This window comes from Paraburkholderia diazotrophica (assembly GCF_038900755.1).
Lineage (GTDB): Bacteria > Pseudomonadota > Gammaproteobacteria > Burkholderiales > Burkholderiaceae > Paraburkholderia > Paraburkholderia diazotrophica_A.
The window spans coordinates 13,550-38,864 of record NZ_JBBPEN010000001.1 but is presented as its reverse complement, the minus strand read 5'-3'; the positions used below and the strand labels follow the sequence as shown (position 1 = coordinate 38,864).

Below are 25,315 nucleotides of genomic sequence, written 5' to 3'. Positions count from 1 at the left end.
CGCCGTCGCTTACGACCACAGTTCCGATACTTCGTTATTGCGCAGGTCGAATACGAGTACTTCCGCGTCGTGCCCATCCGTCAATTCGAGTCGGCGTTCGTTGCGAATGCGCGCGCCGTCGCCTTCTTTCAGCTCGACACCGTTCAGCTTCACGCTGCCGCGCGCGACATGCACATACGCGTAGCGATCGGTGGCGATCTCGACGCCTGCCGTTTCTCTGCCGTCGAGAAGACCGGCGTACACACGCGCGTCCTGGCGCAATTCGAGCGATCCGTTCTCGCCATCGGGCGACAACACCAGACGCAGCTTGCCGCGCTTTTCCTGCGCAGCAAAGTTCTGCTGCTGATAACGCGGCGTCGCGCCCTTCACCGACGGCGCGATCCATATCTGCAGGAAGTGCACCGGTTCGCTTGCCGAATGGTTGAACTCGCTATGCGCGACACCCGTGCCCGCGCTCATCAGCTGCACGTCGCCGGGGACGATCACCGAGCCCGTGCCCATCGAGTCCTTGTGCTCGAGCGCGCCTTCCAGCACGTAAGAGAAGATCTCCATGTCGCGATGCGGGTGCTTGCCGAAACCACGGGCCGGGGCCACGCGGTCGTCGTTGATCACGAGCAGATCGGAGAAGCCGATCTGCTTCGGGTCGTAGTAGTTCGCGAACGAGAAGGTATGGCGCGAGCTGAGCCAGCCGTGTTCGGCGCGCCCGCGTTCATTCGCGTGTCTGATGTCGATCATTTCCCATCTCCGTTTATCGATTGCCTTGGCTTCTCACGACAGCGACGGTGTCGTTGTCTGAAGCGGTGAAAGAAGTGTAGGTCAATCTGGGTGAACGTAATCAGCGTAAAATGCGAATCACTGTCGCATTATTGTGGACAAAAGAGGTGTGACCCGGTGCAACTAGATGATTTGAAAATCTTCGTCGCCACCGTCGACGCGCGCAATTTCACGGCGGCCGCGAACCGTCTGCAACTGTCGAAGCAGTTCGTCAGCCGGCGCGTGATGGCGCTCGAAGCGAGCCTCGGCGTGCGCCTGCTCGTGCGCAACACGCGCAAGCTCGCCGTGACCGACCTTGGCTATGAGTTCTATCAGCGCGCGATGCGCATTCTCGCGGACGTGGAAGACGCCGAGCAGGCGATGTCGTCGGGACGCTCGGACCCGCGTGGGCTTCTGCGGGTCAGCGCGCCGATGTCGTTCGGCATGATTCACCTGTCGCCGCTCGTGGCCGCATTCCTGCGCGCGAATCCCGATGTGCGCATCGACATGGATCTGAGCGACCGCGTCGTCGACGTGGTAGGCGAGGGCTTCGACATGGCGCTGCGCATCGGCACGCTGGCGGACTCGACGCTGATCGCGCAGAAGCTCGCGGAAATGCGCATGGTGTCGTGTTGCAGTCCCGCTTATCGAAAGGCACGACGTCCGCCCGCGACGCCCGACGATCTCGCGCGCCACGCGTGCCTGCTGTACGGACAGGAAGGGCGCACCGGCTGGGAGTACATCGTCGACGGCGCGAGCAAGACGATCGAAGTGCATGGTCCGCTGCGCGTGAACAACGGCGAAGTGATCCGCGACGCTGCGGTCGCCGGGCTCGGCATTGCGCGCCTGCCGGAATTCATCGTGGCCGATGCACTGGCAAGCGGCAAGCTCGTCGAAGTACTCGACACATTCGTCTCGCCGCCGTTGACGCTCTATGCGGTACACCCGCAGCACAGGCAGGCGTCCGTGACGATCCGCGCGTTCACGCAGTTCCTGCGCGACCGTTTTGCGAAGGCATTGCGCAAATAGCCTGCAAACCATTTGCGCGCAGAGGAGTCGATGGATCGGCCGAGAGACCCTAAAGGCCGGTTGCCCTGCCAGCACTTTTGAAAGTTTTCGCAGATAATGCGCGTACCTTTGCGGGTGCAGGCCGAAATATGCACGCGCGCGCATATTGACGCGGCGACACAGCAAGGCTGAATCAATCAGATAGACCAAAGAGGGACAATCGTGGAACCTACCGAACCGGCCGGCCGCTCATGGCTATGGCTCATCTTGCTGATCCCCTATATCGCGTTGTTGTGGCTGCCGTTCTATAACGACACGCGCCCTTCGTTCGCGGGCTTTCCATTCTTCTACTGGTATCAGTTACTGTGGGTTCCGCTCACGTCGCTGCTGATCTACGTCGTTTACCGGGGTATTAAATGAGCGAACTCAACCCCGTGAACCCGGTCGCGATGGCCGTATTCATCGCATTCTTTCTTCTCGTCACCGTACTCGGCTTCATTGCCGCGCGATGGAAAGCAGGCGACCTCACGCAATTGCACGAGTGGGGCCTCGGCGGACGCCAGTTCGGCACGATCATTTCGTGGTTCCTCGTTGGCGGCGATTTCTATACGGCCTATACGGTAATCGCCGTGCCCGCGCTGGTCTATTCGGTCGGCGCGTATGGCTTCTTCGCGCTTCCTTATACGATCATCGTCTATCCGTTCGTGTTTGCGGTAATGCCGAAACTGTGGAAGATCGCGCACGCGAAGAACCACATTACGGCTGCCGATTACGTGCACGGCGAGTACGGCGGCAAATGGTTTCCCGCTGCCGTCGCGCTGACGGGCATCGTCGCGACGATGCCGTATATCGCGCTGCAACTGGTCGGCATGCAGGTCGTGATCAAGGGGCTCGGCGTGACGGGCGAAGCGCCTCTCGTCATCGCGTTCGTGATCCTCGCGCTCTATACGTATACGAGCGGCCTGCGCGCACCGGCGATGATCGCGTTCGTCAAGGACATCATGATCTATATCGTCGTGATCGCGGCGGTGTGGCTGATTCCGCTGAAGCTCGGCGGCTATGGTCATGTGTTCGATGCGGCGGACCAGTACTTCCAGGCGAAGGGCGGCGCAACGGGCATCATCCTGAAGCCTTCGCAATTCACCGCGTTTGCATCGCTGGCGCTCGGCTCGGCGCTTGCGGCGTTCATGTATCCGCATACGATGACGGCCGTGCTGTCGTCCTCGTCGATGCAGACGGTGCGCAAGAACGCGATCTTTCTGCCCGCTTATACGCTGCTGCTCGGCCTGATCGCGCTGCTCGGCTATATGGCGATTGCGGCCGGCGTACACGTGAAATCGGCATCCGACGTCGTGCCGATGCTCTTCGGCACGCTGTTCCCGTCGTGGTTCGTGGGCTTTGCGGCGGCGGCGATTGCGATCAGCGCGCTGGTGCCCGCTGCGATCATGTCGATCGGCGCGGCGAATCTGTTCACGCGCAACCTGTGGCGTCCCATTGTCTCGCCGAGCATGGGGCCGGCTGCGGAAGCCTCCACCGCGAAGATCGTGTCGCTCGTCGTGAAGTTCGGCGCGCTGCTCTTCATCGTGTTCCTGCCGACGCAATACGCGATCGACCTGCAACTGCTCGGCGGCGTGTGGATTCTGCAGATCTTCCCGGCCATCGTGTTCACGCTGTACACGCGCCGCCTGAATACGCCGGGGCTGTTTCTCGGCTGGCTGGTCGGCATTGTCGTCGGCACGGGGCTCGCGATTTCGCAAGGCCTCAAGCCCGTGTATGCGCTGCATATCGGCGATTCGACGTGGCCGATCTATATCGGTCTGATTGCGCTCGTCGTGAATATCGTCGTGACGTTCGTCGTTTCGATGATCACGCCAAAGCGCGCGCACGCCTGATAACGCTTTAGCACTACGCTTCGGCCGAGCCCGTCTTCGCAAGCGGGTTCGGCCGTTGTCTTTGCGGCATTGCATCGGTGGGTCGGCGATTCTTGCAAAACGCCTGTACTTGCCCGCTCTTTTGGTAGGATGCACGCTTTTCTGCCGATGGTGCGTTAGCGTGGGACGGTCGATACTGTCGTTTCTCCGGGAAATCTTCTTCAGGGCGTGGGCCTGGCTGAAGCCGTACGCAATGAGCGCGGTGCAACGTTTGCGCCACCCGACATGGCGTGGCGTGGCGTTGTCGATTGCGGCCATTCCGGCGCTCGTGCTGCTTTACGTGCTGATCCTGATTCCGTTCACTCCGGGTATCGGGGACATTCGCAAGGCGAAGATCGAACAGCCCGCGCGGATCTATTCGGCCGACGGCAAGCTGCTCGCCGAGTTCAAGCCGACCAATCGCGTATGGGTGAAGCTCTCCGATATTTCTCCGCACGTCATCGACGCATTGATCTCGACGGAAGATCACCGCTTCTACGAGCATCACGGCATCGACTTTCGCCGCACGGCGGGCGCCGCGCTGCACACGTTTTCGGGCGACCGCCAGGGCGGATCGACGATCACGCAGCAGCTTGCGCGCAATCTCTATCCCGACGACATTGGCCGCGCGCCGACACTCACGCGCAAGATCAAGGAAGCGATCACGGCATTCAAGATCGAAGCCGTCTATACGAAGAGCGAGATTCTTGAAACCTATCTGAACACGGTTCCGTTTCTCTATAACGCCTACGGCATCGAAATGGCGGCGCGCACCTATTTCGACAAGTCCGCCCACGATCTCACCGTGCTCGAAAGCGCAACGCTGATCGGCATGCTGAAAGGCAACAGTTACTACAACCCGGTGATCAATCCCGAGCGCGCGCTGGACAGGCGCAATATCGTGCTTGGGCAGATGGTGAAATACAGTCGTCTTTCGGTGGCGCAATTCAATTCGCTCAAGGGCAAGCCGCTGCGTGTCGATTTCGAACGGCAGATGGAGCCGCCCGGTCCCGCGCCGCATTTCGCGCAACAGTTGAAAAAATGGCTGATCGCATGGGCCGATGCGAACGACTACAACATCTATTCGGATGGCCTCGTCGTGCGCACGACGATCGACGCGCGTCTTCAGACGATGGCCACGCAAGCGCTGACATGGCAGGGCAATCAGCTGCAATCGATTGCGAATGCGGCGTGGAATGCACGCGGCGGATGCGCTGGCCATAAAGATCTGTTCGACGCGTTCGTTCGCGAGACGCCCGAATATCGCAGCGCAAAAGACTCGGGCACGAGCGATGAAGATGCGCTCAAGCACCTGTCGGCGGATCGCGCGTTCATGAAATCGCTGTGCGAAAGCAAGACGCGCGTGCAGGCGGCATTCATCGCAATGGACCCGCGCGACGGGCAGATCAAGGCGTGGGTGGGCAGCCGCGACTTCACGCAGGATCAGTACGATCACGTTTCGCAGGCGCGGCGTCAGCCGGGGTCGACGTTCAAGCCCTTCGTGTACGGCGCGGCCTTCGAGCAGGGCGCGAAACCCGACGACACGTTCCCCGATCAGGCCGTCGAAATTCCGCTCGCGGGCGGCGAGGTCTGGCGCCCGAGCGACGAAGACGCGCCGAGCGGCCGTCCGATCACCTTGCGCGACGGCCTTGCGTATTCGCGCAATCGCATCACTGCGCAATTGATGGAGACGGTCGGTCCTGCAAAGGTCGCGCGGCTTGCGCGCGCGATGGGCGTGCGCGAGAGCCCGCTCGAAGCAGTGCCGTCGCTGGCTCTCGGCACGAGCCCCGTGTCGCTGAAGGAGATGGTGTCGTCGTACAGCACGATCGCAAATGAAGGCGCGTATCTCGCGCCGATGACCGTCACGCGCATCGAAGACCGCAAAGGCGAAGTGCTCGCCGAATTTCAGCCGTCGCGCGCGGATCAGGTGATGCCCGTCGCGAGCGCGCTGACCTTGATCGATACGATGCGCTCGGTCGTCAACAAGGGAACGGGCTCGGCGATTCGCACGCGCTTTGGCATTCGCGCCGACGTCGCGGGCAAGACGGGAACAACGCAGGACAACGCGGACGGCTGGTTCATCCTGATGCACCCGCAGCTCGTTGCGGGCGCATGGGTCGGCTTCAACGACAGCCGCGTCACGTTGCGCAGCGATTACTGGGGGCAGGGCGCGCATAGCGCGTTGCCGATCGTCGGCGACTTCTTCCAGCGGGCGTTGCGCTCGCGTCTGGTCGATTCGCGCGTGAAGTTCGAACAGGAGCCACCGCCGGGCATGTTCGAGACGTTCCGCGAGAAGCTGCGTGCGTGGATGCAGCACTTGTTTCCGTCGTCGAGGAAGAGCGAAACGCCTGCGCCCCCTCAGCGCGCGAAGCCGCGTCCGGCGCCTGCCGTGCCCGCGTCACCTGTCGTGGAGAACGCGCAGCCCGCATCCGAAGCGTCCGCGCCGACGGATGTCGAGCCGCCGCAGATCATCTCGCCCGCCGCATCGCAGCCGCCGATTCTCCCAACGCCTGGCGAGGCAAGCGCGGCAGCATCGGCGAGCGCGCCCGCTGCGGGCGCTAGCGAATCACAGCCGCCCGTGCTCGCGCCGACGCCTGCTCTGCCGTCCGACAGTGCGCCTGCTTCGCGGCCCTGATCTGGCGCTCATCGCTTCGTCTTGCGCTTAGGCGCAGATGATGGTGAAGGCGCATCCGGTACGGACGGCTCGACGATCGGATACGTATGCGGCGTGAAATAGCGGCCTATCGGTTCTCTGCCATTGAACTTCTCGAAGTACTCGTGCCAGTAGTTCGCGGCGGCCCAGATCGCTTCGGGGCATGACGCTCTCGATTCGAGCCCCGGCGTGAGGTCGAAATTGGCGGCCGCGCAGACTGTTTCGATCATGCACGTCGACGGCAAGCCATAGTTGTCATGCAGCGGATTCGGCGTGCGCGCCGCGCCCCATGCAAACGCGAGCCAGCGCAACACGTGTTCGAGCGCATCGAGCGTCGCGCGCGACTGCTCAAAGCTCGGCACCTTGCCGACTACTTTCTCTTGCGCGACGGGCAATGCGATGACCGCGATATTCGGAAAGCGCTTCGTGTCGTCGAAATCCGTGAGCGGACGCGCGACGACACCATTCACGCGCGCCGCAAATGCGGGCCCCTCCGGCTGATGCAAGGGCACATGCAGCGCTTGAGCATTGACGAGCGACGCGTCGGCGAGCTCGACGAGTATCGATTCGGACCAGAACGACGGCAACATGTCGTGCCGCAGATGCGATTGCGCGACGCGCACGCGAAACGCCAACGTATCGCTGCCGCCGAGCAGCACCACATAGGTCCACTCGTCGGGGCCGCCTGCTTTCATGTCGAGCACCGCGCGCTCGCCCCATGCGGTATTGCTCTCGCCGTCCTTGCGGTCGAATGAAACGAACTGCGGATTCGATTGCGTCGTTGTCGATCGTACGATCTTGAGCATGGCCTCGCCTCATTTCTTGTTAGCGTGCGCGCAGTTCGAAGCGCGTGGTGGATACCGATTGCGAAATCGCCTTATCGCGGGAAATGCCGTAGTACATGACCTGCATATCGACGCCGCTGCCGACGCGCGTGAACGACACGATCGCCACCTGATCGCCGCGCTGCCCATATTCCTGCTTGAGCGCAAAGCGATGATTGACGCCGAAGCGGTCGGGCGCGGGCTCCGGATCGGAATGGCGTGGCCACGGCGCTTTCGCGCCGAAAATGCCCTTGATCGAATTGGCCGCTTCTTTAGCCGTGTCGAGAAACGGCACGCGAATGAGCCGCGATGGCGATGCAATCACTTCATACAGCGCCGTGTTCGTCGGCAGATCGTGGCCCGATGCGACGCGCCCCCAATGCACGTCACCCGTCATGTAGACAACGGGAATGCCGTTATCCGCAAGCCGGCCTAGCGTCGATTGCAATACGCTGAACTGCTTGTAATTCGGCATCTCCGCATCGAAGGTTTTCGTGCTCCAGTCGCTTTGCGGCGGATCGATAAAGAGCGCCTGGCCCGACGCAAGCAGGCCGACGACGGGCTTGCCCGCCGCGTGCGCATCGATAAGATCTTTTTCCCACGCGTTCATTGCGGCGACAGCCTTGGGGCCCATCAACGAGGTGAGCGTGTTGTCGCGATCGCAGCGCATATCGACGAAGAGCATCTTCAAGGGCTCGACGTCGAGCCGTATTGCACCGCCCGCGCCGCCTGGCGGCCCGCCGATCTGATAGTCCTCGTATAGCGCGCGCGCCGTATCGCCGAGCAGTTGACGCGACGCATCCGTCCAGGTATCGGGCAACTGCTTTTGCGCGAACGGGTAGTTGTTCCAGAACTCGTGATCGTCGGGAATGCACACGACGGGTGCGCGCTCAAGCACCGATTGCAGGCCCGGCACGCGCAGCGCGCTCGAGAGCCAGTTGAGGTAGTACTTGTTGGCGAGCAGATGCGCGCGGTCCGGGTTCTGGTCGGGCACATGCTGCGTGAGCGGCAGATCGAGATACACCTGGTCGCCTGCGAGCACCGTCAGATGCGGTTGCACCTTGATCTGCGAGACGATCGTGCCGAGTAGTCCATCGAGATCTTCCGGCTGCGAATAGCACGACGACAGCAGGATATTGAAGCTGCCGTTCATTAGAGTCGGCACTTCTCGAGGCAATGAAGTACTCGCAAATTCGAACGATTCGCCGTCGGCGTCGATTCGAATCTGGCGCGGTCGCGATTCGTCGGGCACCTTGAAGCGCATCACGCATTGATGATTGATCGGCTGGCCGGCGTTGTCGATGCTGAAATCGCGGATCGGAAAGAACTGCGCCGGCGCGAGAGGAACAGCCGCTTGCCGGTCGATGAAAACCTGTGGCGCGGGCGGCGCGGCCACGCCGAATATGCCGACCCACAATTGCAGCACGCCGGGCTCGCTGGCCTGCACATAGCCGGTCAATAGCATCGACACACCCTCGCGTCGTTATTCATGAGCGTCGCTTGCCTTATTCATCTTATGAAAGCTGGTTGTAATGGGTTTGAATAAGACGAGGCTAGTCGATGCAGACTGAATTGCAACTGGGAAAGTAGCGCGATGAATTCCGCGCGCTAATGCGCGGCTTGCTAAAAACTATTCAGTGGCAATGCAATGGGTTACGCAAAGCGCTCTTGCTGAAGGATGCGAATCATCGAATGCGCGTTGCGCTGCGCGGAGTCTTCGAAGCAATTGTTGAAAACCACATGCGTGCGACCCGCGCGTTTGGCGATCTCGCGCACGGGCACTGCGATCTCTTGTAGTTCCCGCTCCGAGTAGTCGTAGTTGAAGCGGCCCGACGCCGTCGTGCTGCCGCTCCACGTTTCTGCGTTGCGGCCATGCATGCGCACGATCACCAGTTCCGGCGATGTCGCTTCCCACACGGTATGCGCGCGGTTCGCGACGCCCTCGGGGGCATCCATCACGACATGCACGAGGCCGCGCTCGCGTTCGAAGGCGAGCGTCGATTCGCGTTGCCGGTCATCGAACCAGCTCGAGTTGCGAAACTCGAAGGCCGTCAGATACGGTTCCATCCGCTCCGCGCAGTGCTTGACGTGCGCCTTGTCGCGCGGCGCGGTGGATATCCACGGCGCGAACTGGAACAGGATCGCGCCGAGCTTGCCCGCTGTGCGCAACGGTTCGAGCGCCTCGAAGAAACGACGCCACATCTCGTCGATGATGTCGGGCGGCACGTCGCGGTAATAGAGATTCCGCTTGTCGTTCTGCGGCAATAGCGGCTGGATGTCCGGCGGAAAGAACTTGCGCTCTGTCTGGTGTCCCGTGAAAAGCCGGAACGCCTTGACGTCGAACGTGAAGTGCCCGGGCGTGCGCTCGGCCCACTGCGCGCAGTTCGCCGCGCTGGGCATCGCGTAGTACGACGCGTCGACCTCGACCATCGGAAACTGGCTCGAATAGAAACGCAGGCGCGCTTCCGCGCTCGTGCAGCCCTTCGGATAGAAGCGGCCGGATTTGATGAGCGTGGCGTCGGTCCACGACGCCGTCCCGACTTCGATCGACATGGCGGGCCTTTTACGCGGGTCAGTGCGGTCATCGTACTGCATGTTGCGTCGATGCATTCCCGCCGATCTTCTGCGCCACATCCCGTATTGGGGCAAACCCGGGTTTAGTCCGATTTGCGCACGACCGTTATACAAAATGGAAGCCATTCGATATTGCAGTCCATTCCGTGCACAGCGGTTGTTACGCGGCGGTCGGCGTCGCAGAGTACATCCGGACAACGGCCGTGCAGGGAAGCGCCCGCCTTCGAATGGTTCCATCGGTATGCGGCCCGCGGCCGCGTCCGTCTTCTTCTCTGACGCCGCGTATCGCGCCTGATGCGTTCGCGTTGCTCCGCACTGCCCCAAAAATACCGATCACGCGGGTTCGCTTCGTCTAACCAGACATAAGTGCTACGATGCCTTCAGACGACGATGGAGGTGGAAATGGCAACCTATGCTATCGATGCCGTACGCATTAACCCTATGACGGATCGCGTCACCCACGTCCGGTGGGCCCTCGTCAATCCAAAAACGAATGAATGGCTCTCTCCGCATGAAATCGTCGAAGTCTCGGACGTCGTGACGGCAATTCATTCCGGCAATGCCGTCTGGTCGCTGTTCACGCTAGGCGGCATGAAACTGCTGGGTCCCAAGATCAAAACGGTCTCGCACGCCGATGGCATCGACGGGATCGACACCGACGTGCCGGATGGCCACGTCGAAAAGTTTATCGACGATCTGCCACGTGTCTGATTACGCGTTTTAGCACGCGTTTCAGCGGGTGATTCAATAAAAGGCATTACGCGGTATTGCGCTTTTCGCCTGCGACGCGCGCGTGATTCGTACGCCGCGCGCGTCGGCTTCACGCGTTTTCGCATTGCACGATCAGACACGTTCCGGCACCAGATCCTTTTGCGGCGCTCGTGTTCAATCATCGGCGCTGGCCACTACAACGCGGGCCCGGTGGCGCTCAGGCACGCGCGCTCGCATGTCGATTCGCGTGCCGCGTTCAACAGGTGCATGCGTCGGGCGCTTCTGCCATGCTTCGCATAACGACATCACGTGATTAACGGAGCCGCACGCGCTCCGCAGGAGACACAGCCATGACGCACATGTTCGACGCGGGCCTCGAGCGCCGCGAGGCCAACTATGTTCCGCTGACCCCGATCGACTTCATCGCGCGAGCCGCCGATGTCTACGGCGACCGTCTCGCCGTCGTGCATGGCCACCTGCGCCGCACGTGGCGCGAGACGTACGAGCGCGCGCGTCGACTCGCGAGCGCGCTGCAACGCGCGGGAGTCGGCCGCGGCGATACCGTCGCCGCGCTGCTGCCCAATATCCCACCGATGATCGAAGCGCATTTCGGCGTGCCGATGGCGGGCGCCGTCCTGAACACGCTTAACACGCGGCTCGATATTCCGTCGATTCTTTACATGCTCCGTCATGGCGAAGCGAAAGTGCTGATCGTCGATACGGAATTCGGCGAGCTTGCACAGCGCGCCGCGCAGGAATGCGCGCCATTGCGCATCGTCAGCGTGAGCGACGCGATGCCCGCGCGTGCGCAACATTTCGCGGGCGCAACCGACTACGAAGCGTTCCTGCAAGACGGCGATCCGCAATTCGCGTGGACGCCGCCCGCCGACGAATGGGACGCCATCGCGCTCAACTACACATCGGGCACGACGGGCGAGCCGAAGGGCGTCGTCTATCACCATCGCGGTGCGTATCTGAACGCGCTCAGCAATATCCTCGAATGGGACATGCCGAAGCACGCGGTGTATCTGTGGACGCTTCCGCTCTTTCACTGCAACGGCTGGTGTTTTCCGTGGACGGTCGCGGCGCGCGCGGGCGTCAACGTCTGTCTGCGCAGGTTCGATCCGAAGCTCGTGTTCGAGCTGATCCGGCGCGAGCGCGTCACGCACTACTGCGGCGCGCCCATCGTGCAAAGCGCGCTCGCGAATGCGCCCGCCGAATGGCGCGAGGGCATTGCGCATCGCGTGTCGACGATGGTCGCGGGCGCGGCGCCATCGCCTGCCGTGATCGCGCGCATGAAGGCGATCGGTTTCGATCTGACGCACGTGTACGGCCTCACGGAAGTGTATGGACCGGCCTCCGTGTGCGCGAAGCAGGACGCGTGGGAAGAACTCGCCGACGACGAACGCGCGCGGCTCAATGCCCGTCAGGGCGTGCGTTATCACCTGCAGGCGGCGGTCGACGTGCGCGATCCCGAGACGCTCGAGTCCGTGCCGCGCGACGGCGAGACGATCGGCGAGCTGATGTTTCGCGGCAATATCTGCATGAAGGGCTATCTGAAGAACGAGCGCGCGACGGACGCCGCATTTCGCGGCGGCTGGTTCCATACGGGCGATCTCGGCGTGATCACGGAAGACGGCTACGTGCGCATCAAGGACCGCAGCAAGGACATCATCATTTCGGGCGGCGAGAACATTTCCAGCATCGAGATCGAAGATGCGCTGTACCGGCATCCCGCCGTATCGGTTGTCGCCGTCGTCGCGATGCCGGACCCGAAATGGGGCGAAGTGCCGTGCGCATTCGTCGAACTGAAAGACGGCATGGACGCGAGCGCAGAAGAAATCATCGCGCACTGCCGGCAATTCCTTGCGGGGTTCAAATTGCCGAAAGCCGTCGTGTTTGGCGAATTACCGAAAACGTCTACCGGCAAGATTCAAAAGTTCGAATTGCGCGCGCGCGTGAAGTCGTCGAGTGCGATCGACCAGACGCGCGGCGATGCCTAGCACGCAAATCCGCGCATCGCGCAAAGCGAGAGCCTGCGCCGTTTTTCGCGGGCGCGCGTATCATGGGGAAAGCGGCGCGAACGCGGGAATGAATGCTAGAATTGGGTTCAATTCAGGGAACCGGCCTTGGCCCTTCAAGGTCCGTTGATGAGATCCAGTACTCACCGTGCGGGTTTTCACGACCATTCAATCGGCCGGAAATCAGTTAGTCCGGGCCGATTATCTGCGGGCCGCAAATATTGGCAGAGTCGTATTAAGGCTTCGCTGCAAGCGCGAGGCCTTTAATCTATTTGACGCGAGCTTATTGGCCGCGTCGTTCTAAACGTTATCGGCACGTTATGAAAGAGCGAGAGGAACAACGGACGCTCGACCTCGACGGTCAAGCGCGTGAACGGTTGATCTTGTGGATTCGGCGCCGCATGGACGAATTCGGCATTACGCTCGAAGCGCTCGAAGCGGCACTGATCGCCGATGCCGCCATACCCAGATATCGCGATGCTTTTGGACACGAATGGGACGGCACGGGCGAGCGTCCCGATTGGCTCACGCGTGCGATCAACGCAGGGCAGGACATCGAGCACTTCCGCGTCTGAGCGTCGCTCGTCGTGCTGTCGATGCGAACGGGCCCGCACGGCCAGAACGAGCCGAAACGAAAAAAGGCCCGCAATGCAGCGGGCTTCGAAAATACTGCTCGGAGTTTCGTTGCGCGATTTGACTCGCGCAACGCATCCTAACGCCCATTTATGAATACGCGATGAACCTTGCATGGAATGCATGCAAGGCTCGCGCGATATCGACGCGTCGCGCGTCGCATTACAGGTCACAAGTCGAAGAACACCGTTTCGTTCGGGCCTTGCATGTGAATGTCAAAGCGATACGCGACCTTGCCGCCGCGCTCCTCGCGCTTTGCGATCAGCGTCGCGCGGCGCTCTGCGGGAACGCTCGCGAGCACCGGGTCCTTGTCGTTCGCGGCGGCTTCGTCGTCGAAGTAGACGCGCGTGAACGTGTGCAACAGCATGCCGCGCATCGTCACGATCAGGTTCAGATGCGGCGCTTCTTCGGGCGATGCGCGGCCGGGCTTCACCGTCTCGATGATGAAGCGCTTGTGCGGGTCCGTGCCCGTGCCGAAGCGCGCAAAGCCGCGAAAACCCGTCTTCGCCACTTCCTCGCGCGATTGCGGATAGCGTCCTTCGCTGTCCACTTGCGACACTTCGAGCATCGCATCGCCGATCGCCTCGCCGTTGCCGTCGAATACCTGGCCGATGAGCGTGATGTGCTCGCCCGCCGCTTCGCGCTCCGCTAGCGTCCCCGTGAACAGGCTCTTGAAATCGAAGTCGTATTGCTGCGGGCACAGGCCATATGCGAAGTACGGCCCGACCGTTTGCGAAGGGGTTTCCTTAAGCTCTTTAAGCGTCGTCATGATTTAGCGCTCCATCGGGGTTTCGTTCGCGCCGCGCAGCACGATGTCGAATTCGTAGCCGAGCGCGAAGCCTTCCTGCGTCACGTCGAGCGTGAAGCGCGAGATCAGCCGGTCGCGCGCCTGTTCCGGCGTGCCCTGGAAGATCGGGTCGTATTGCAGGAGCGGATCGCCGGGGAAGTACATCTGCGTGACGAGACGCGAGCCGAAGTAATCGCCGAACAGGGAGAAGTGGATGTGATTCGGGCGCCATGCGTTCGGGTGATTGCCCCACGGATACGCACCGGGCTTGATCGTCAGGAAGCGGTAGCGGCCTTCGTTATCGGTCAGGCAGCGGCCCGCGCCGAGAAAGTTCGGATCGAGCGGCGCATCGTGCTGATCGTTCTTGTGCACGTAGCGGCCAGCGGCATTCGCCTGCCACACTTCGACGAGCGTGTTGCGCACCGGGCGGCCGCCTTCGTCGAGCACGCGTCCCGTCACGATGATGCGCTCGCCGAGCGGCTCGCCGTTTTTCACTGCATTGCGCGTGAGATCGTGATCGAGCGCGCCGAGATCTTCCGCGCCATAGACGGGCACGCGCTGGTCGCGCAGCCGCTCCTTCAGCGGAATCAACGGACGCGTCGGGCCGCGCTTGACGGACGAGCCATACGGCGAATGGACATAGGCGGGATGCGAAGCGAAGTCGCGCGGACTCAGACTGGAATCGTCCATCAGATGTCTCCTTGGGGATTCGATTATGGGTAGTGGATGACGTGACTTTATAGAAGCGAAGAAGTTATGCAAAATGACGTTTTTTCCCGCCTCGTATAACGATCCGTTATGCAACGCAGTCTCGCGGACAGCCGCGTCAAGTTCCGTCATCTGCAGTGCTTTCTCGCGGTCGCGCAGTTCGGCGGCGTGCAGAAGGCGGCCGAGAGCCTGTCGATCACGCAGCCTGCCGTATCGAAGACGGTCGCCGAACTCGAAGATATTCTCGGCGTGCGCCTTTTCGAGCGCGGCCGCCACGGCGCCGTGCCGACGCGCGAAGGGCTGCTTTTCATGCCGCACGCGAGCGCGTGTGTGAGTGCGCTGCGCCAGGGCGTCGATCTGCTCGCGCGCGCGGAAGGCGAGGCCGCCGCAACGCTCGATATCGGCGTGCTGCCGACGGTGGCCACGTCGCTCGTGCCGCCCGTGATGCGGCTTTTCGCGGAGCAGTGGCCCAATGCTATCGTGCGGCTCAAGACGGCTTCGAACACCGAATTGCTCGAGCGCCTTAAGGCGGGCACGATCGAATTCGCCGTCGGCAGGCTCGCCGATCCCGAGCGGATGGTCGGCCTCACGTTCGAGCAGCTATTTAGCGAGCCGCTTGTGGCCGTCGTGCGCGCCGGGCATGCGATGGCTTCGGGCGCCGCATCGCCTGCTACGCAATTGCATCGCTATCCCGTCGTCGTGCCGCCGTATGGCACGCTGATCCGGCAGTCGGCGGAGAGCCTGCTGCGCGCCTGGGCCGTGCCGCCGCTGTCGTCGTTCGTCGAGGTGCTGTCGGTGTCGGTGGGGCGCGCGCTTGCGCTCGAAAACGATGCCGTATGGTTCGTGCCCCGCAGCGCGATCGAATACGAACTGGCGCATGGCTTGCTCGTTCCGCTGCCGTTGCCCGTTGCGGGCACGGAGGAACCCGTCGGGCTGATCCTGCGCTCGGACACGCAGCCCACGCCCGTAGGCCGCGCATTGATCGACGCGGTGCGCAAGGTCGCGCGCGAGCGCCTGGCGCGCAATGGCAAGGTGGCCACGACAGGCCATACGGGCACGACGGGCGCTGCGCGCTCGCAAGGGCGGCGCGGCAAGGCGGCGGCGACGAAGAGCGCAAAGCCGCAGCAGCGCAGCGCGAAAAACACAAAAGCGTCGCGCTAGAGATGCATCTTTGAACCAATTAGTACAAAATCGAGCTTGCGGGAGGGGCGGCGCGCGGTGTAAAACACGGGGCGCGGCAACCTGATCCGTTTGTCCGTCGAGTTCAAACAGCAAGAGCCATGGAGACGCACATGCCCAGCGACCTGCCGACCCCCACCGACGCGCTCAAGGCCGTCGCGGACCCGGAGCACAATCCGCTGGGCACGGCGGGTATCGAGTTCGTCGAATTCGCCGCGCGCCATCCGCAGGTGCTGGCCGATATCTTCGTGAAGCTCGGCTTCAAGCCGATCGCGCGTCACATCAGCAAGGACGTGACGCTGTTTCGCCAGGCCGATATGAATTTCCTGCTGAACGCCGAGCCGGATTCGTTCGCCGAGCGCTATGCGGAGGAATACGGCGTGGGCATTTGCGCGATCGGCATTCGCGTCGCCGATGCGCAGCGCGCTTACGATCGCGCAATCGAACTGGGCGCGTGGGCATTCGAAGGCGAGCGCGTCGGCAAGGGCGAGCTGGTGATCCCGGCCATACAGGGCATCGGCGATTCGCACATTTACTTCGTGGACCGCTGGCGCGGACGCGGCGGACAGAAGGGCGGCCTCGGCGACATTTCCATTTTCGACATCGATTTTCGTCCGATCGAAGTCGCGACCGCGCAGGCCGATCTGAGTCACGCGGGCATGGGCCTCGTCGCCGTCGATCATCTGACGCAAACGGTCGGCGCGGGCCGCATGCAGGAATGGCTCGACTTCTATCGCGATCTGCTCAACTTCCGCGAGATTCACGAGCTGCATGCGAACTGGCATGTGTCGGCAGAGTCGCGCGTGATGGTGTCGCCGTGCGGCGCGATCCGCATTCCGCTCTATGAGGAAGGCACGCGGCGCACGAACCTCATGCACGAGTATCTGCCCGATCATCCGGGCGAAGGCGTGCAGCACATCGCGCTCGCCACCGACGATATCTTCGCGTGCGTCGAACGGCTGCTCGCGAACGGCATCGAACTGGTCGAGCCGCCGGCGCGCTACTACGATCAGATCGATGCGCGCTTGCCGGGGCATGGGCTCGATGTCGAGCGGCTCAAGCGAGGCCGGATTCTCGTCGATGGCGAGATCGGCGCGGACGGCGTGCCACAACTGTTTTTCCAGACTTTCGTGCTGCGGCACGAAGGGGAAATCTTCTTCGAAATCGTGCAGCGCAAAGGCCATCACGGTTTCGGCGAGGGCAATCTCAGCGCACTTGCGCAGGCGCGCGCTGCTTCATAATCGGCCTGATTCAGGCGCTTGCCGCGCTTTACTTCTTCGACGCATTGGACGTATTGCCCTTGCCCGCATGGGGCAGATCGGCGTTCGTCGCCATCCACAGCACTTCGGCGTCTTCTTCGCTCGTCGAGACGGCCGCATGGCCCGTGCGGCTGTCGAAATAGAGGCTGTCGCCCGCGTTCAGATGCGTCGGCGCGTACAGCTCCGAATACAGGCACACGCTGCCGCTGATCACGTACAGGAATTCTTCGCCTTCGTGGCGGCCCCAGTCGTCGAAGGCGTCGAGCGTGTGCGCCGTGATGCGGATGCGAAACGGCAGCATCGCCTTGTGCGCGAGGTCCGTCGCGAGCAATTCCATCTGATAGCCGCGATACGCGTGCCGCTGGCCCGCGTCCTTGCGCGTGAGCGCGCGCCGGCCGCTCGCGTTGACCTTCGGCGTCGAGCCGAACAGCTCGCCGAGATCGATCTTCAGGCCCACGACGATTTTTTGCAGCACGTCGAAGGTGGGCGACATCAGGCCGTTTTCGATTTTCGACAACGTGGAGCGCGAGACGCCGCACAAGCGGCTGGCCGTTTCGAGCGTCAGGTCGTGTGCGAGCCGCGCGGCACGCACGCGCCGGCCGAGGTCCGACGTCGAGGTTTCAGGCGACTTGGTGAGTGAGGTATCCATGAGCGTGAATGACAAATGCGGCGTGGCGCTTTCGGGCATTTTCGGGGCTGTTTCCGATCATAACATCCGCGTGCCAGCGCACTGTTGCCCGGCCTCCCGCAACCGGCGCGGTGCACATGGATTTCCGATCTGAAACGAACCCGGACAGTGTGCACGAGCCTCGTTCGCGCTGAAAAGCATGCGGTGTCAAAACTCGGGAAAACCCTCATATTTCCCCTGTTTTGCGAACCAGTGGAATCTTGCAGAAACGTGTCGCGGCGCCGCTTGTCGCCATAAATCGCGGCGTGTATAGTTTCCGAACTTACTTTTGTTTCGTATCGGAAATCAAAGGAATCCAGATGAACGCATCGAGCATCCTTGCCGATCTCGGCATTGCGAACGCCGCACAAGCAGGCGACATCGCCGTCCATTCCCCCATCACGGGCGAACTCATCGGCCGCGTGGCGAGCCGCACGGCGGCGGAAGTCGATACCGTGCTGGCCAGCGCGAAGCAGGCATTCGAGCAGTGGCGCAACGTTCCCGCGCCTCGCCGCGGCGAACTCGTGCGCATCCTCGGGCAGAAGCTGCGCGAGAAGAAGCAGGCGCTCGGCGGCATCATCACGTTGGAGACGGGCAAGATCCTCCAGGAAGGTCTTGGCGAAGTACAGGAGATGATCGACATCTGCGATTTCGCCGTCGGCCTGTCGCGCCAGCTATACGGCCTCACGATCGCTTCGGAGCGCCCCGGTCACCGGATGGCCGAAACGTGGCATCCGATGGGCACCTGCGTCGTCATTTCGGCGTTCAATTTCCCGGCGGCCGTGTGGTCGTGGAATGCGGCGCTCGCGCTCGTGTGCGGCAATGCCGTGGTCTGGAAGCCGTCTGAGAAAACGCCGCTGACGGCGCTCGCCGTCAACCACATCCTCGACGAGGCATTGAAGGAATTCGGCGATGCGCCCGCGGGCCTCACGACCGTCGTCATCGGCGGGCGCGACGTCGGCGCGAAGCTGGTCGCGGACCCGCGCGCGTCGGTCGTCAGCGCGACGGGCAGCACGGAAATGGGCCGCACGGTCGGCGTCGAAGTGGCGAAGCGCTTCGGCCGCTCGCTGCTCGAACTCGGCGGCAACAACGCCGGCATCGTCACGCAGACGGCGGACCGGGAACTCGCGCTGCGCGGCATCCTGTTCTCGGCGGTCGGCACGGCGGGGCAGCGATGCACGTCGCTGCGGCGCCTGTTCGTGCACGAGAGCGTGTACGAGCAGACCGTCGAGCGGCTGAAGCAGCTCTATGCGAAAGTGCCGATCGGCAATCCGCTCGAAAAGGGCACGCTGATGGGACCGCTGATCGACAAGCAGTCGTTCGCGCGCATGCAGGAAGCGCTGCAACAGGCGGCGGCCGAAGGCGGCAAGGTGTTCGGCGGCGAGCGCGTCGAAGTGAAGGGCTATGAGGGCGGTTATTACGTGCGTCCCGCGCTCGTCGAAATGCCGTCGCAAACGGCCGTCGTGCTCAAGGAGACGTTTGCGCCGATTCTCTACGTGCTGCGCTACAAGGACTTCGACGATGCGATCGCGGCGAACAACGCGGCGCATCACGGTCTGTCGTCGTGCGTATTCACGACCGATCTGCGCGAAGCCGAACGCTTCACGTCGGACTCGGGCAGCGATTGCGGCATCGCGAACGTGAACATCGGACCGAGCGGCGCGGAAATCGGCGGCGCGTTCGGCGGCGAGAAGGAAACGGGCGGCGGACGCGAATCGGGCTCGGATGCGTGGAAGGCCTATATGCGACGCGCGACGAACACCGTCAACTATTCGTCGGCACTGCCGCTTGCTCAAGGCATCGACTTCAATCTCGGCTGATCGTGAAGGGCGGCGCGCTTTTTCCTGCCGCGCGCCGCTTCGTTGTATTTAAAACGCCTCGCATTCTTCAACCTGTCGCGGACTTGTGCGTTCGATGTCCGCTGACCCGCTTCGCCTGGAGTGGCACGTGAGTTCGAAAGTCGTCATTGTCGGTGGAGGCGTGATCGGCAGCTCGATCGCGTATTTCTTGCGGCTGTCGGACCCGACGGTCAGCGTCACGGTGATCGAGCGCGATCCGGCTTATACGCGATCGTCTTCGGCGCTGTCCGCGGCATCGATCCGGCAGCAGTTCTCGACGCCGCTGTCGATCCAGATGTCGCTGTACGGCATCGAGTTCCTGCGATCGATCGGCGAGCGGCTGGAGGTCGACGGCGCGAAGCCTTCGATCGATCTGCACGAAGGCGGCTATCTGTTTCTCGCGACACCTTCAGGCGAAGCGACGTTGCGCGAGAACCATGCGTTGCAAAAGAGCCTTGGCGCCGATATCACGCTGCTCGACAAGCCTTCGCTCGGCGCGCGCTTTCCGTGGCTCAACACGGATGATCTGAGCGCGGGCGCATTCGGCGAAACAGGCGAGGGCTGGTTCGACGGCTACGGTCTCGTTCAGGCGTTGCGCAAGAAGTCGCAAGCGCTCGGCGCGCGCTTTGTCGCCGACGACGTGACCGCGTTGAATCGCGAAGGCCGCCGCATCACGGGCGTCGTGACTTCACGCGGCGAGACGTACGTGTGCGATGTCGTCGTGAACGCGGCGGGCGCGTGGGCGCGGCGCGTGGCATCGATGGCGGGCATCGACATTCCTGTGTTCGCGCGGCGCCGCAGTATCTTCAACGTGAGTTCGCCAGCGAAGCTCGAACGCTGTCCGCTGCTGATCGACCCGACGGGCGTGTACTTTCGTCCCGAGGGCGCGACGTTCATCTGCGGGACTTCGCCTTCGCCCGACAACGACCCCGACGATCTGCCGCTCGACGAAGTCGATCACGCGCTGTTCGACGACGTGATCTGGCCGACGCTCGCGCATCGCGTGCCGCAGTTCGAGGCGTTGCGCGTCGAGCATTGCTGGTCCGGGTACTACGAGTACAACGTGTTCGATCAGAACGCGATCATCGGACATCATCCCGATGTCGATAATTGCATTTTCGCCAATGGGTTCAGCGGGCACGGATTGCAGCAGGGACCGGCTACGGGACGCGGCATCAGCGAACTCATCTTGCGTGGGCGCTATGTGACGCTCGATCTGTCGGCGCTTGGCTTCGATCGTGTGCTGGAAAACCGGCCGATCGTGGAGAAGAACGTCGTTTGACGGTGGTGTCGACGATGATGGCGGTGGTGTCGTCTGCGGTAGCACGCTAGAACAGATGCTTCAGCAAACCCAACGGCCCACCGGCTTGCACCCACACACGAGACACCACGAACCAGGCGCCCGCCCAGGACGCGGCGACAACGATCAGATCGCAATGCCCGCTGTTCCACAGATTCAGCGAATGACGCCCGAGGAGCCAGGGCACGCCTAAAGGATTCGGCCAGTCAGCGAGCAGATGCATCACGCCGCCGCATGCGAATCCAAACGCGACGGCGGCAGCAGGATGATGTGGCATCGCTTGCCACGAAAAGAAGAGCAGCGCGATCCAGCCGATACCCCAGTGCGTCGCCGTGCGATGCGTGATCCACAGACGCCGCTTGCGTGACCACCACGCCACTTCGAGCCAGTCGGGCGCCGTCGCGCCGGCGAGCCCCGCTGCAAACGCCAGCCAGATCCACACGTGAAAAGTGCCGCGGTATCCGTACCGCGCAGCCAGCGCAGCGGAGATCGCTCCAGCCGCCCAACCCGTCGCGTGATGTGCGTTGCTCGATGCCATTGATATCGCGCGCCGATGCACGACGCGGTAAAACACGGGCGGCCATCTTCGCAGAAGCATGCGCAAAAAAATAGCCCGCGACTCTCGCGGGCTCATGCGTGGGACGTGCTGTTACGAAGACTTACACATCATGTCGTGCAGCGCGCGATTGCAAAGCGCAGTTCTTCTTCAGGCGGATCGTCGCCCGTGCCGCGCACGACCTTGATGACGGAGCCGCGACCCGAGGGCGTCAGTGAAATGAAATACGAACTGTTCGACGAAGAGCCGATGGTCAGATCGGTCACGCCATTGTTCTTCGAAACGTGCACGCGCGACAGGCGGCTGTCGAGGCATCGCGCGATTTCGGATGCGGGCCGCGCCGACGACGCATACACCATCGGTTCCGCTGAAGCGCCGGATTCGGGGCCGCGCGACGATCCGCATGCAGCAAGAACGGCCAGTGGGGCGAGAAGAATGAGTCGTTTCATGATGTGTCGTCGGCGTCTCCATGTGGCGGGATCGTGGGGCGCAAGCGGGATGCAATGCGTCGCGACAAGACCGCTTGCGTTGTCACGATGTTCATTCAACGTTCATTCATCGAATGGTCTGGCGACGATCGCAAACAGTTCGCATCGAAGTATAGCCATGCGAGTCGCGCGCAATTGCCACATCGTGTTAGAAATTGAATCGAAGCGCAACGCGGTGGTGTCGAATAGCGCATGCTTTCGCGCAGCAATAAAAACGCGCGCGTCGGACTGCACGCGCGCGTTTGTCTTCGGTTGCTCGTCGAAGACGGAGTCGGCTGCATTTTCGCGCCGCCGTCTTCGCGAATACCTGCTTAGAAGCGGTGACGCAGACCCACTGCCACAGCCGTCTGGTTTTGCGTCGACGACGGCGTCAACGTGTTGATCGCCGCGACGTTCTCGCCGAAGTTGCCGAGGTTGCCCGAAGCGTGCTGGTAGACGCCTTCGAGGTATACATCGGTGCGCTTGCTCAGCGAGTAGTCGCCCTGCAGCGAAACCGTGTGCCACTTCGGCGAGCCCGAGCCGTTCGAACCCGACACCTTGCCGTCCGTGAACGTGTACGCGGCGGCGAGCGCGAGAGCCGGCGTCAGTGCGTAGCGGCCGTTCACTTCGTAGTTGTCCATGTGCAGGTTCGTGCCCGCCAGACCGTTGATGAACGTGCCGCCGACGTTCGCGCTCTGCAGGTTGTCGAGTTGCGTGTGCGTCCACAGCAGGCCGACGGTTGCCGGGCCATACGTGTAATTCGCGCCGACGCCATACGAGCGCTGCGTCTGTGCTGCCAGTTGCGCTGCGCCGCCCCGGCCTGCCGAGATCGCGCCGTTGGTATTGTTGCTGCCCGCATTGTTCAGTTGCAGGTAGGCGGCCGCGATGTTCAACGGACCGTTCTTGTACGAAGCGCCCGCGCTCCATGCCCGGTTGTCCGCGAAGCCGTTTGCTTCGTTCGAGAAGCCATACAGGCCGCCGAATTGCAGGCCAGCGTAGTTCGCGCTCGTGTACTTGACTGCGTTCTTGATCGAGAACGAGTTGTCGAGGTTGTCGTTGTCGAACGGGTGGCCGGCCAGGTTGTTGCCGAAGCCCGAACCTGCTGCCGACAGCGGCGCCAGATAGTCGACCATCGAGTCGTACTGGCGGCCGAGGGTCAGCGTGCCGAACTGGTTGCTCTGCAGGCCGACGTAAGCCTGGCGGTTGAACAGCGTGTTGCTTTCCTTCAGGCTACCGTTGTTCAGGTCGAAGCCGTTTTCCAACGTGAAGATTGCATGCAGGCCGTTACCCAGGTCTTCGCTGCCGCGCAGGCCGAAGTACGTATCCGAGACCGTGCCGCTGCCTTGCTGCCAGTTGCTGTGACCAGCCTGGTTGTTCGTATAGACGAGGCCGGCGTCCAGCGTGCCGTACAGCGTCACGCTGCTTTGCGCGTGGGCCGTTGCCGCGAATGCGCCGAGAATGCCCGCGACGATAAGGGTTTTTTTCATGCTTTATTACTCCGAGACTTTGCGTGGAGATCGCAATACAGAACACGTGCTGCGATGCGTGCTGTCGATCCGGAGCGAAGTGTATTACCGATATGCATTCGCTTATTTCCGTCCCGTGCAACAATACTTTCCAGAATCGGGAATAGATGAATTAACGCCGCTAAGTATTTTTGTTTAAAGGATTTTTTGAAATCGATGAGCGTCGCGCGCGACGTTGTCAATCAGTCGATTGTTGCGCCAGAGCGACGATGCACGGCGGGCTTGCGCGGGTTAACCCAGATGTAAACCGTTTTCAGCGACATCTGCGAGCGTCGATTCATGCGATTTCCGGAAAGGTACTGTTCCAGCCAATGGGCTCGAACCGGGCGCGCGTAGCTTATAGAATCCATCTCACCCCTTGACCTAGGGTTGTCTTTTTCATCTGTTTTTATGCGGCCTTCGGGCCGCTTTTTTTTGCCCGATTCAAACACGGATTGAGTCATTTGAATAATCGGGAATGGACTATTTCGTAAATCGATAGCAATTCGATTGAACCTTTTATTAGAGCGCGAATTGCCATCGTTTTCTTGTCCTGTCGTTATAGGCATGGCTCCAGGCCGGATTTGCGACGGCGGGCGCGGGTAGAATGCGTGCCTTCGCGCCGAAATCTCTCGATGGCGCCTGACGACACGCGAGCATCCCCGCAATGACCGATACGCTTCTTCCCGAATCCGACGCTGGCAACGCATCCGAAGCCGTGCGCGAAGACCGCCTCTGGTGCGACAACGGCTGGACCGCGCGCATCATCAAGAACGAGGACGACGACGGCTGGGCCGTCGAGATGATCAAGGACGGCGAGGCAGAGCCTGCGCTGGTGGGCCCGTGGACGATGGGCCGCGACAAGAAGAATCCGAAGCCGCTCGATGTTGCCGCTTTCAATACGCTGGTGAAGACGGCATCCGAAGTGCTGCGCCGGCATGAGCAGCAACTGCACGCGCAGTTGCACAAGCGGCTGATGGTGGAATCGGGCAAGGGGAGCGTCGACGTCACGCTCGACATCGTCCCCGACGAGGACGATCCCTATGCGCTGCTCACCGCGTTCGACGCACTCGGCGAGCAGTTGGCGCAGGTTAAAGTCGCGCCGAACTTCAAGCTCAGCAGGGCGAGCGCGGCGTCGTGGGTCGAGAACGGCTTTTGCCGACCGGGCTGACGCCGCTTTATATCGCTGGTAGCTGATCCTCGCTGGTTGCGTTCAGGCGGACGCGTTCTTGTCCAGCTCCGTCCTGATGCGCTCGGCCAGTGCGCGCAGTTCATCGAGGTCGGCGCGTTCGGCCGCGTGAATCTTGAGCGGGATGCCGTCATGGCGCGGAATCACGTGGAAGTGCACGTGAGGCACCGTCTGCCCCGAAGCGGCGCCGTTCAGTTGCGCGATCATCATGCCGGGCGGATTGAGCACGGCCTTCACGGCGATGGCCACCTTGCGCGTCGTGCGTATCGCGGCGGCGGTTGCGTCCTCGGACAGTTCGAAGAGTTCGGCAGCGGGCTCTTTAGGCAGAACCAGTACGTGACCTTCGGCCTGCGGCATGATGTCCATGAACGCGACGGTGTGCTCGTCTTCATAGATGCGGATCGACGGCAGTTCATCGCGCAGGATGCGGGCAAACGGGTTCTGCTGATCGTAAGGCATGGGGGTCTCCGGTGGTCGGGCGCATCGGCTGTGAGTCGAAGGCCGTGCATGAATGATCCGGAGATTTTAGCCGACGAGATCGGTCGTATCGCATTCGCTGGCGTATCGGCGCGTTGCATCGATGCACTGCATTGACCCGTTGCATCGACCTTTGCACGACTGTTGCATCGATCCGCAACGCACATCGATTTCTCTTTCGCGCTCGGTACTTGCGCGGCGTGTGCTCAGGTTATCCACATCGTTGCCCACGAATTCTGTGGACAAAGCTGGCGTCACGCTTCGGCACGAGCGAGGATTCGTCAACGATGTGGCGG

Annotated in this window: 24 protein-coding genes; 12 read left to right on the top strand and 12 right to left on the bottom strand. The window is 62.1% G+C overall.

Annotated elements, in window-relative coordinates; translation table 11 throughout:
- Nucleotides 1-9 precede the first annotated feature (9 nt).
- Entirely contained in the window at nt 10-735 is a 726-nt protein-coding gene (locus AABE10_RS00190; RefSeq protein ID WP_342931302.1) for a pirin family protein, read from the bottom strand.
- Nucleotides 736-891: 156 nt separating this feature from the next.
- Between AABE10_RS00190 and AABE10_RS00185 the strand changes: the two genes are divergently transcribed.
- The 4 genes from AABE10_RS00185 to AABE10_RS00170 all read left to right on the top strand — a co-directional run bounded on the left by AABE10_RS00185 (nt 892) and on the right by AABE10_RS00170 (nt 6,306).
- Nucleotides 892-1,782 (top strand): LysR family transcriptional regulator, encoded by an 891-nt coding sequence (locus tag AABE10_RS00185; protein WP_342931301.1) that lies wholly within the window; start codon nt 892-894, stop codon nt 1,780-1,782.
- Between the two features lie 201 nt (nt 1,783-1,983).
- Nucleotides 1,984-2,181, top strand: a complete 198-nt coding sequence (locus tag AABE10_RS00180) for a DUF3311 domain-containing protein (protein ID WP_342931300.1) — start codon at nt 1,984-1,986, stop codon at nt 2,179-2,181.
- A complete protein-coding gene (gene mctP, locus AABE10_RS00175; protein ID WP_342931299.1) occupies nt 2,178-3,653 on the top strand; it encodes a monocarboxylate uptake permease MctP in 1,476 nt (491 codons plus the stop codon). The genes AABE10_RS00180 and mctP overlap by 4 nt, the downstream gene beginning before the upstream one ends.
- Before the next feature lie 160 nt (nt 3,654-3,813).
- A complete protein-coding gene (locus tag AABE10_RS00170; protein ID WP_428983248.1) occupies nt 3,814-6,306 on the top strand; it encodes a transglycosylase domain-containing protein in 2,493 nt (830 codons plus the stop codon).
- An 8-nt stretch (nt 6,307-6,314) separates the two neighbouring features.
- Here the strand turns inward: AABE10_RS00170 and AABE10_RS00165 are convergent, their stop codons facing one another.
- The 3 genes from AABE10_RS00165 to AABE10_RS00155 all read right to left on the bottom strand — a co-directional run bounded on the left by AABE10_RS00165 (nt 6,315) and on the right by AABE10_RS00155 (nt 9,701).
- Nucleotides 6,315-7,130 (bottom strand): hypothetical protein, encoded by an 816-nt coding sequence (locus tag AABE10_RS00165; protein WP_342931298.1) that lies wholly within the window; start codon nt 7,128-7,130, stop codon nt 6,315-6,317.
- 19 nt (nt 7,131-7,149) lie between these two features.
- Entirely contained in the window at nt 7,150-8,613 is a 1,464-nt protein-coding gene (locus AABE10_RS00160) for a hypothetical protein (RefSeq protein ID WP_342932213.1), read from the bottom strand.
- A 188-nt stretch (nt 8,614-8,801) separates the two neighbouring features.
- A complete protein-coding gene (locus tag AABE10_RS00155) occupies nt 8,802-9,701 on the bottom strand; it encodes a DUF72 domain-containing protein (protein ID WP_342931297.1) in 900 nt (299 codons plus the stop codon).
- A gap of 423 nt (nt 9,702-10,124) precedes the next feature.
- Here AABE10_RS00155 and AABE10_RS00150 point away from each other — a divergent pair, with 423 nt between their 5' ends.
- The 3 genes from AABE10_RS00150 to AABE10_RS00140 all read left to right on the top strand — a co-directional run bounded on the left by AABE10_RS00150 (nt 10,125) and on the right by AABE10_RS00140 (nt 13,029).
- Nucleotides 10,125-10,433 carry a hypothetical protein gene (locus AABE10_RS00150; RefSeq protein ID WP_090866828.1) on the top strand — a complete coding sequence of 103 codons (309 nt, stop codon included), beginning with the start codon at nt 10,125-10,127 and terminating at the stop codon, nt 10,431-10,433.
- 350 nt (nt 10,434-10,783) lie between these two features.
- A complete protein-coding gene (locus AABE10_RS00145) occupies nt 10,784-12,436 on the top strand; it encodes an acyl-CoA synthetase (protein WP_342931296.1) in 1,653 nt (550 codons plus the stop codon).
- A 338-nt stretch (nt 12,437-12,774) separates the two neighbouring features.
- Nucleotides 12,775-13,029 (top strand): H-NS family nucleoid-associated regulatory protein, encoded by a 255-nt coding sequence (locus AABE10_RS00140; protein ID WP_342931295.1) that lies wholly within the window; start codon nt 12,775-12,777, stop codon nt 13,027-13,029.
- Nucleotides 13,030-13,256: 227 nt separating this feature from the next.
- Here the strand turns inward: AABE10_RS00140 and pcaG are convergent, their stop codons facing one another.
- Nucleotides 13,257-13,856, bottom strand: coding sequence for a protocatechuate 3,4-dioxygenase subunit alpha (gene pcaG / locus AABE10_RS00135; protein ID WP_342931294.1), 600 nt, complete (start codon nt 13,854-13,856; stop codon nt 13,257-13,259).
- 3 nt (nt 13,857-13,859) lie between these two features.
- Nucleotides 13,860-14,564 (bottom strand): protocatechuate 3,4-dioxygenase subunit beta, encoded by a 705-nt coding sequence (gene pcaH, locus AABE10_RS00130; protein ID WP_342931293.1) that lies wholly within the window; start codon nt 14,562-14,564, stop codon nt 13,860-13,862.
- A 108-nt stretch (nt 14,565-14,672) separates the two neighbouring features.
- On the opposite strand from pcaH, the gene pcaQ reads away from it, so the two are divergent.
- Nucleotides 14,673-15,743, top strand: a complete 1,071-nt coding sequence (gene pcaQ, locus AABE10_RS00125) for a pca operon transcription factor PcaQ (protein WP_342931292.1) — start codon at nt 14,673-14,675, stop codon at nt 15,741-15,743.
- 131 nt (nt 15,744-15,874) lie between these two features.
- Nucleotides 15,875-17,002 carry a 4-hydroxyphenylpyruvate dioxygenase family protein gene (locus AABE10_RS00120; protein WP_342931291.1) on the top strand — a complete coding sequence of 376 codons (1,128 nt, stop codon included), beginning with the start codon at nt 15,875-15,877 and terminating at the stop codon, nt 17,000-17,002.
- A 28-nt stretch (nt 17,003-17,030) separates the two neighbouring features.
- Here AABE10_RS00120 and AABE10_RS00115 read toward each other — a convergent pair whose 3' ends face one another.
- Nucleotides 17,031-17,669 carry an XRE family transcriptional regulator gene (locus AABE10_RS00115; protein ID WP_342931290.1) on the bottom strand — a complete coding sequence of 213 codons (639 nt, stop codon included), beginning with the start codon at nt 17,667-17,669 and terminating at the stop codon, nt 17,031-17,033.
- A 338-nt stretch (nt 17,670-18,007) separates the two neighbouring features.
- Here AABE10_RS00115 and amaB point away from each other — a divergent pair, with 338 nt between their 5' ends.
- Complete coding sequence (gene amaB / locus AABE10_RS00110; protein WP_342931289.1) at nt 18,008-19,507, top strand: L-piperidine-6-carboxylate dehydrogenase; 1,500 nt, start codon at nt 18,008-18,010, stop codon at nt 19,505-19,507.
- Nucleotides 19,508-19,634: 127 nt separating this feature from the next.
- Complete coding sequence (locus AABE10_RS00105) at nt 19,635-20,807, top strand: FAD-binding oxidoreductase (RefSeq protein ID WP_342931288.1); 1,173 nt, start codon at nt 19,635-19,637, stop codon at nt 20,805-20,807.
- A 46-nt stretch (nt 20,808-20,853) separates the two neighbouring features.
- Here AABE10_RS00105 and AABE10_RS00100 read toward each other — a convergent pair whose 3' ends face one another.
- From AABE10_RS00100 to AABE10_RS00085, 4 genes are all read right to left on the bottom strand, one after another.
- On the bottom strand, nt 20,854-21,363 hold the full coding sequence (locus AABE10_RS00100; RefSeq protein WP_342931287.1) for a metal-dependent hydrolase: 510 nt from the start codon (nt 21,361-21,363) through the stop codon (nt 20,854-20,856).
- 128 nt (nt 21,364-21,491) lie between these two features.
- Nucleotides 21,492-21,830 (bottom strand): sugar ABC transporter ATPase, encoded by a 339-nt coding sequence (locus AABE10_RS00095; RefSeq protein ID WP_342931286.1) that lies wholly within the window; start codon nt 21,828-21,830, stop codon nt 21,492-21,494.
- A 350-nt stretch (nt 21,831-22,180) separates the two neighbouring features.
- Nucleotides 22,181-23,335 carry a porin gene (locus tag AABE10_RS00090; RefSeq protein ID WP_342931285.1) on the bottom strand — a complete coding sequence of 385 codons (1,155 nt, stop codon included), beginning with the start codon at nt 23,333-23,335 and terminating at the stop codon, nt 22,181-22,183.
- 221 nt (nt 23,336-23,556) lie between these two features.
- Nucleotides 23,557-23,922, bottom strand: coding sequence for a hypothetical protein (locus AABE10_RS00085; RefSeq protein WP_342931284.1), 366 nt, complete (start codon nt 23,920-23,922; stop codon nt 23,557-23,559).
- A 98-nt stretch (nt 23,923-24,020) separates the two neighbouring features.
- Between AABE10_RS00085 and AABE10_RS00080 the strand changes: the two genes are divergently transcribed.
- Nucleotides 24,021-24,524 carry a hypothetical protein gene (locus AABE10_RS00080; RefSeq protein ID WP_342931283.1) on the top strand — a complete coding sequence of 168 codons (504 nt, stop codon included), beginning with the start codon at nt 24,021-24,023 and terminating at the stop codon, nt 24,522-24,524.
- 42 nt (nt 24,525-24,566) lie between these two features.
- On the opposite strand, the gene AABE10_RS00075 is transcribed toward AABE10_RS00080, so the two are convergent.
- A complete protein-coding gene (locus tag AABE10_RS00075; RefSeq protein ID WP_342931282.1) occupies nt 24,567-25,001 on the bottom strand; it encodes an HIT family protein in 435 nt (144 codons plus the stop codon).
- Between the last annotated feature and the right edge of the window lie 314 nt (nt 25,002-25,315).

Excerpts from the sequence above, each read along its gene's own strand:
- AABE10_RS00095 (WP_342931286.1), bottom strand. The coding sequence starts at position 21,830 with ATGAAACGACTCATTCTTCTCGCCCCACTGGCCGTTCTTGCTGCATGC.
- AABE10_RS00140 (WP_342931295.1), top strand. The coding sequence starts at position 12,775 with ATGAAAGAGCGAGAGGAACAACGGACGCTCGACCTCGACGGTCAAGCG.
- AABE10_RS00165 (WP_342931298.1), bottom strand. The coding sequence starts at position 7,130 with ATGCTCAAGATCGTACGATCGACAACGACGCAATCGAATCCGCAGTTC.
- AABE10_RS00115 (WP_342931290.1), bottom strand. The coding sequence starts at position 17,669 with ATGGATACCTCACTCACCAAGTCGCCTGAAACCTCGACGTCGGACCTC.
- AABE10_RS00090 (WP_342931285.1), bottom strand. The coding sequence starts at position 23,335 with ATGAAAAAAACCCTTATCGTCGCGGGCATTCTCGGCGCATTCGCGGCA.
- AABE10_RS00190 (WP_342931302.1), bottom strand. The coding sequence starts at position 735 with ATGATCGACATCAGACACGCGAATGAACGCGGGCGCGCCGAACACGGC.
- pcaH (WP_342931293.1), bottom strand. The coding sequence starts at position 14,564 with ATGGACGATTCCAGTCTGAGTCCGCGCGACTTCGCTTCGCATCCCGCC.
- amaB (WP_342931289.1), top strand. The coding sequence starts at position 18,008 with ATGAACGCATCGAGCATCCTTGCCGATCTCGGCATTGCGAACGCCGCA.
- pcaG (WP_342931294.1), bottom strand. The coding sequence starts at position 13,856 with ATGACGACGCTTAAAGAGCTTAAGGAAACCCCTTCGCAAACGGTCGGG.
- pcaQ (WP_342931292.1), top strand. The coding sequence starts at position 14,673 with ATGCAACGCAGTCTCGCGGACAGCCGCGTCAAGTTCCGTCATCTGCAG.
- AABE10_RS00160 (WP_342932213.1), bottom strand. The coding sequence starts at position 8,613 with ATGCTATTGACCGGCTATGTGCAGGCCAGCGAGCCCGGCGTGCTGCAA.
- AABE10_RS00080 (WP_342931283.1), top strand. The coding sequence starts at position 24,021 with ATGACCGATACGCTTCTTCCCGAATCCGACGCTGGCAACGCATCCGAA.
- AABE10_RS00085 (WP_342931284.1), bottom strand. The coding sequence starts at position 23,922 with ATGCCTATAACGACAGGACAAGAAAACGATGGCAATTCGCGCTCTAAT.
- AABE10_RS00120 (WP_342931291.1), top strand. The coding sequence starts at position 15,875 with ATGCCCAGCGACCTGCCGACCCCCACCGACGCGCTCAAGGCCGTCGCG.
- AABE10_RS00145 (WP_342931296.1), top strand. The coding sequence starts at position 10,784 with ATGACGCACATGTTCGACGCGGGCCTCGAGCGCCGCGAGGCCAACTAT.
- AABE10_RS00155 (WP_342931297.1), bottom strand. The coding sequence starts at position 9,701 with ATGTCGATCGAAGTCGGGACGGCGTCGTGGACCGACGCCACGCTCATC.
- mctP (WP_342931299.1), top strand. The coding sequence starts at position 2,178 with ATGAGCGAACTCAACCCCGTGAACCCGGTCGCGATGGCCGTATTCATC.
- AABE10_RS00150 (WP_090866828.1), top strand. The coding sequence starts at position 10,125 with ATGGCAACCTATGCTATCGATGCCGTACGCATTAACCCTATGACGGAT.
- AABE10_RS00075 (WP_342931282.1), bottom strand. The coding sequence starts at position 25,001 with ATGCCTTACGATCAGCAGAACCCGTTTGCCCGCATCCTGCGCGATGAA.
- AABE10_RS00100 (WP_342931287.1), bottom strand. The coding sequence starts at position 21,363 with ATGGCATCGAGCAACGCACATCACGCGACGGGTTGGGCGGCTGGAGCG.